Below are 5,045 nucleotides of genomic sequence, written 5' to 3' on the forward strand. Positions count from 1 at the left end.
CCCCAAAGGGGCGCGGGGAACGGCGCGACCAGCCACGACGGACCCGCAGTCGCGCGCTCAGCGCAAGAGGCACCTCAGTAGGCGCACCCGGCAGCTCACCCGGCGGCAGCCGTCGCCGCCTTCTCCAACTGAAACGCCTCGTTCCCCAGCCCGATACTCCCGTGCACCCCGGGCCGTACGTACTTGAGGACGATCCCGAAGACGATCCCGCCGACGACCGCCGCCCCGATGATGCCCGGCAGGATCCACCGCGGGGACGACCCGGGGTCGGCGCCGAGCAGCATGTCGAAGTCCTTGACGGCGAAGCAGGCGATGACGAGCAGGGCCAGCCCGGCGGCCCCGGAGGCGACGAGCCGCGGCGCCTGCGCCCGGGCCGCCCCGCGGCGGATGAAGAACGCGATGACGGCGGCGGACGTGGCGGACATCAGCACGATGATGCCGAGGGCACCGACATTGCCGGTCCAGGTGAACAGGCGTCCGATGGGGGCGGTCGGGTCGCCGTTGGGCGCGTCGTCGGTGAGCGCGAAGACCAGCACGGCGAGGACCGACACACCGCTCTGCAGCAGCGAGCCGTGGGCGGGCGCGCCGCTGCCCTTCGTCGTCCGGCCCATCGCGGCGGGCAGCAGGCCCTCGCGGCCCATGGCGAAGGCGTAGCGGGCGACGACGTTGTGGAAGCTGAGCAGCGCGGCGAACATGCCGGTCACGTAGAAGACGTGCATGACGTCGGCGAACGCCCCGCCGAGCCGGTCCTCGCTCAGCTCGAAGAGGAGGTTCGGGCCCTGCTCCCGGGCGAGGCCGACGACCTTGCCGGGGCCCGCGGCGACACCCAGCACCCAGGAGCTCAGCGCGAAGAAGGCGGCGACGAAGCCGACGGCGAGGAAGGTGACGCGGGCGACGACGACCTGCGGGCGGCTGGTCTCCTCGGCGTAGACGGCAGCCTGTTCGAAGCCGACGAACGCCGCGATGGTGAAGCACAGCGCGGTGCCGAGGCCGCCGGTGCCGAGGGTCGCGGGGTCGAAGGCACGGAAGGAGAGCCCCTCCGGGCCGGGGCTGCCGAGGCCCGCGACGTCGAAGACGACGACCGTGACGCACTCGATCAGCAGCAGGACGCCGAGGACCTTCGCGTTGAGGTCGACCTTCAGCCAGCCCAGTACGCCGACGGCCAGGACGGCGGCGAACGCGGGCACCCACCAGGCCACGCTCACGCCGAGGTGCTTGTCGAGGAGGCCGGAGAGCTCGAAGCCGAAGATGCCGTAGATGCCGAACTGCAGCGCGCTGTAGGCGACCAGGGCCACCACGGAGGCGGCCGCTCCCGCCGTGCCGCCGAGACCGCGCGCGATGTACGCGTAGAAGGCCCCGGCGTTGTGGACGTGACGGCTCATCTCCGCGTAGCCGAAGCTGAAGAGGGTGAGCACCACTCCGAGGATGACGAAGAGCAGGGGCTGGCCGACGATGCCCATCGTCCCGTAGGTGGTGGCCATGACTCCCGCCGTCACCATCAGCGGCGCGTTGGCGGCGACCACGGACAGCAGGAGCCCGGCCAAGCCTATCCGGTCGGCCCGCAGCCTCCTCTCCTGGCCCTTGAACGTGCTGATCTCGCGCGTCGTGCCCGTCGGCATGGCGGGGACGTCCTTCCCGTGAGGATGAGCGGGGCGAATGGGGGGCGGCGGTCAGGCCGAGCCGAGCGCGGCGCGGCGCGCCGCCAGGAACGCCTTCCGCGGGTCCCGGTCCGGATACGCCCAGGGGGCGTGCGTGGCGTGCGGTCCGATCCGGGTGAGCAGGGCGGCGGCCTCGGCGGGGCGGCCCTCGTGGAGCTTGGCGTGGGCGAGGTAGTTGAGGTCGACCTTGCGCCGGGGGTGTGCGGTGGCGTCGTCGACGTCCCACTCGAGCCACCAGTCGAAGGCGGCCTTGAGCACCTGCCGGGCGCGGCGGGTGGCCCAGTGCCCGGAGCGCGCCGGGTCGCGCGGCTCGATCCCGGCACGGGCCAGGACGCGGTAGCGCTCGGCGTGGGCGACGACGGGGAGCACGGCCAGCGGCGAGTCGGCGGGGGCCTGCTCGGCGGCCCAGGAGGCGAAGTCGTAGACCTCGTGGAGAGGGTCGTCGTGGTCGCCCGTCTGGTGCTCGGCGAGGCACGCGGCCATCAGGTGGTGGGCGTGGTGGTGCTCGGGGTGCCGGGCGCGCACCTGGTCGAAGGCGCGGACCCGCTCGTCGTCGGTGCCGGTGCGGCGGGCGAGGACGAGCACGCCGAGCCAGGGCGTCGGGTCGGCGGGCGCCATCCGGGCGGCGGTCAGACAGGCGGCGCGGGCCACCTCGGCTATCTCCTGTCCCCTGATCGCCCGGAAGACGGTGGCACAGGCGAGCAGGGCCGCCGCGTCGGCGCTGTCGGGCTCGGCGAGCTGCCACTCGCGGGCCCAGGCGCTGCTCGCGGGCCCCTCGGCCAGGACGACGAGGCGATGGCCGCGGCGGTCCCAGTCCTCGCCCGTCGCGTGCAGCAGGTCGCGGGCCTCGGTCCAGCGGCCGCGGGCCAGGGCGTCGCGGGCACCGGCCAGTTCGGTGTCGTCCAGCGCGGGGTCGAAGACGGGCCCGTCCTTGTTCCGGGGACGGCCCAAGGGCGGGGGCGTCATCGGCGGGCTTCCTCCACGGGCTTGCGTCCCCCTCCGGGCGCCGGGCCCGGCGTCCCCACGGCCAACCACTTCCGTCACGCGCGTCAACTCACGCATTAACGCATATTCAGTCACGCACAGCAAAACGGTAGTCACTGCCCCGAGTCAAGGGTGATCTTGGAACTGACGGCCGCTCAGTCGGAGGTGCTCCGGGCCCCGGTCCCGGTCGCCCGGGCGTACGGTGGAAAGGTGACCGAAGCGGTGGATAAGTGATGGATTTCGAATGCGCGTTCCTTGCCCCGTTGGGAGGAACGCGCAGGGTGACGAGCACCCGAAAGGCGGGTACTCGACCGTCACTCCGCCCGTGGGGCGGCTATCGTTTTTCTGTCAAGTCCCCTACGGCCGGATGGTCTTGAGGTGCGCGACGTCATGGTCTTCGCCTTCGCCGTGAGCGCGGCGTGCTGCCTGGGCATCGGCTTCGTCCTCCAGCAGCACGCGGCACAGCGGGCCCCGATGAGCGATTTCCTCTCCTTCCGGCTGCTCCTCGACCTCGTCCGGGTGCCGGAGTGGCTGGCCGGCATCGCCCTGATGATCGTCGGAATGGTGCTCGGCGCGATCGCGCTCGGGCGGGGCGAGGTCTCCCTGGTGGAGCCGCTGCTGGCGACGAACCTGCTGTTCGCCATGGCCCTCTCCCGCTGGCGGACCAGCCAGCCCCTGGGCGCCACCGGCTGGGGCGGGCTGTGGCTGCTGGCGGGCGGGGTGACCGCCTTCATCGTCGCGGGACAGCCGCACGGCGGCCACTCCGTCACCGACCCGCTGCGGCACTGGCTGATCGTCGGACTGATGGTGGGCATCGCCCTGGTCCTCGCGGCGGTCTCCAAACGGGTCCGTATCAGCGTGGAAGCACCCCTGCTGGGCACGGCCGCGGGCCTGCTCTACGGACTGCAGGACGCCCTCACCCGGCTCAGCGGCCAGCGGGTCTCGCAGGACGGCTGGACCGCGCTCCTGGTGAGCTGGCAGCCGTACGGGTGCTGGCCCTCGGCGTCACGGCGCTGGTCTTCGTACAGAGCGCCTTCGAGACGGCCCCCCTGCGGCTGTCGCTGCCCGCACTGACCGCGGCCCAGCCCCTCGCGGGCATCCTCTGCGGCGTGGGCTTCCTGGGCGACCGGCTGCGTACGACGCCCGGGGCCCTGGCCTGGGAGGCCGCGGGGCTGGCCGCGATCGTCCTCGGCATCGTGCTGATCGGACGGCACCCGGCCATGCCCTCGGGGAGCGCGGAGGTGGACCGCGTGCGCGACCTCCAGCCGCGCTGACGGATGCCTGGCGGCGTACCGGCTGTTGCGCGCCCGGGAGGCGTGACCAGGGGCTGCCGCCGTCCCCGGACTCCCGCTGCGCCTACCGGGGTGCGTCTTGCGCTGCGTCTTGCGGCTGCGGCCCCGGTGGGGGCTGGTCGCGCAGTTCCCCGCGCCCCTAAATGCCGCCTACGAGCTCGGTCGCCCCTGCCCGTCCGGCGTCTGCGGGTCGTCGTTGGTTGCTCGCGCAGTTCCCCGCGCCCCTGACGGGGCGCCGGATAGTCGGCATCTGGTGGAGGGGGCGGGGCCGGTGGGATTGGATGGCCGCATGACCGATCAACCGCAACCGCAGCCCGCGGACGAGGTGCTGGACATCGTGGACGAACAGGACCGGGTCGTGGCCCAGGCGCCGCGCGGCGAGGCGTACGCGCGGGGCCTGCGCCACCGCTGCACGTTCATCCGCGTCCGCGACGCCGAAGGCCGCGTCTTCGTGCACCGGCGCACCGCGCAGAAGCTCGTCTTCCCCTCGCACTACGACATGTTCGTCGGCGGCGTCGTCGGAGCGGGCGAGTCCTACGACGCGGCCGCGCTCCGCGAGGCCGAGGAAGAACTGGGCGTCACCGGCCTCCCCGTGCCGACCCCCCTCTTCCGCTTCCTCTACGAAGGCCCCGAACGCCCGGGCGAGCCCCGCCAGACCTGGTGGTCGGCGGTCTACGAGGTCCGCTGGGACGGCCCGGTCTCCCCGCAGGAGTCGGAGGTGGCGTGGTGGACGTTCCTCCCCGAGCGGGAGCTGGCCGCGCGCCTGGGGGAGTGGCCGTGGGTCCCGGATGGCCTGGCGGCGTACCAGCTGTTGCGCGCCCGCGAGGTGTGACCGGGGGCTGCCGCCGTCCCCGGACCCCCGCTGCGCCTAACGGGTAGCCTCTTGCGCTCCGCGCGCGGGTGCGCCCCCGGTGGGGGCTGGTCGCGCAGTTCCCCGCGCCCCTAAAAGCCGCCCACGAGCTCGGTCGCCCATGTCCGTCCGGCGGCTGCGGACCATCCGGGGCGCGCTCGGCACCGTGGCGGGGGCTTCGCCCCCAGCGGGACACGGCGGCTGGGGACAACCGCCCCCCTGCGGAGAGCCGACAGCGGACGCGGGCCACCCCCTACGGAT

General features: G+C 73.5%; 3 protein-coding genes and 1 pseudogene. 2 read left to right on the plus strand and 2 right to left on the minus strand.

Annotated features, from left to right (window positions below; all coding sequences use genetic code 11):
- Positions 1–95: 95 nt before the first annotated feature.
- Together K6I34_RS31325 and K6I34_RS31330 are read right to left on the minus strand one after the other, a co-directional pair.
- The gene (locus tag K6I34_RS31325; protein ID WP_229331241.1) at positions 96–1,619 is read right to left on the minus strand and encodes an APC family permease; all 1,524 of its coding nucleotides are present in this window, start codon (positions 1,617–1,619) and stop codon (positions 96–98) included.
- A gap of 51 nt (positions 1,620–1,670) precedes the next feature.
- Positions 1,671–2,624 (minus strand): hypothetical protein, encoded by a 954-nt coding sequence (locus tag K6I34_RS31330; protein WP_229331243.1) that lies wholly within the window; start codon positions 2,622–2,624, stop codon positions 1,671–1,673.
- Between the two features lie 408 nt (positions 2,625–3,032).
- Here K6I34_RS31330 and K6I34_RS31335 point away from each other — a divergent pair.
- Positions 3,033–3,916, plus strand: a pseudogene (locus tag K6I34_RS31335) (DMT family transporter).
- 307 nt (positions 3,917–4,223) lie between these two features.
- Positions 4,224–4,766, plus strand: coding sequence for an NUDIX hydrolase (locus K6I34_RS31340; protein WP_229331245.1), 543 nt, complete (start codon positions 4,224–4,226; stop codon positions 4,764–4,766).
- Positions 4,767–5,045: the final 279 nt, after the last annotated feature.

This window comes from Streptomyces sp. UNOC14_S4, assembly GCF_020740835.1.
Taxonomy (GTDB): Bacteria; Actinomycetota; Actinomycetes; order Streptomycetales; family Streptomycetaceae; genus Streptomyces.

Excerpts from the sequence above, each read along its gene's own strand:
- K6I34_RS31325 (WP_229331241.1), bottom strand. The coding sequence starts at position 1,619 with ATGCCGACGGGCACGACGCGCGAGATCAGCACGTTCAAGGGCCAGGAG.
- K6I34_RS31330 (WP_229331243.1), bottom strand. The coding sequence starts at position 2,624 with ATGACGCCCCCGCCCTTGGGCCGTCCCCGGAACAAGGACGGGCCCGTC.
- K6I34_RS31340 (WP_229331245.1), top strand. The coding sequence starts at position 4,224 with ATGACCGATCAACCGCAACCGCAGCCCGCGGACGAGGTGCTGGACATC.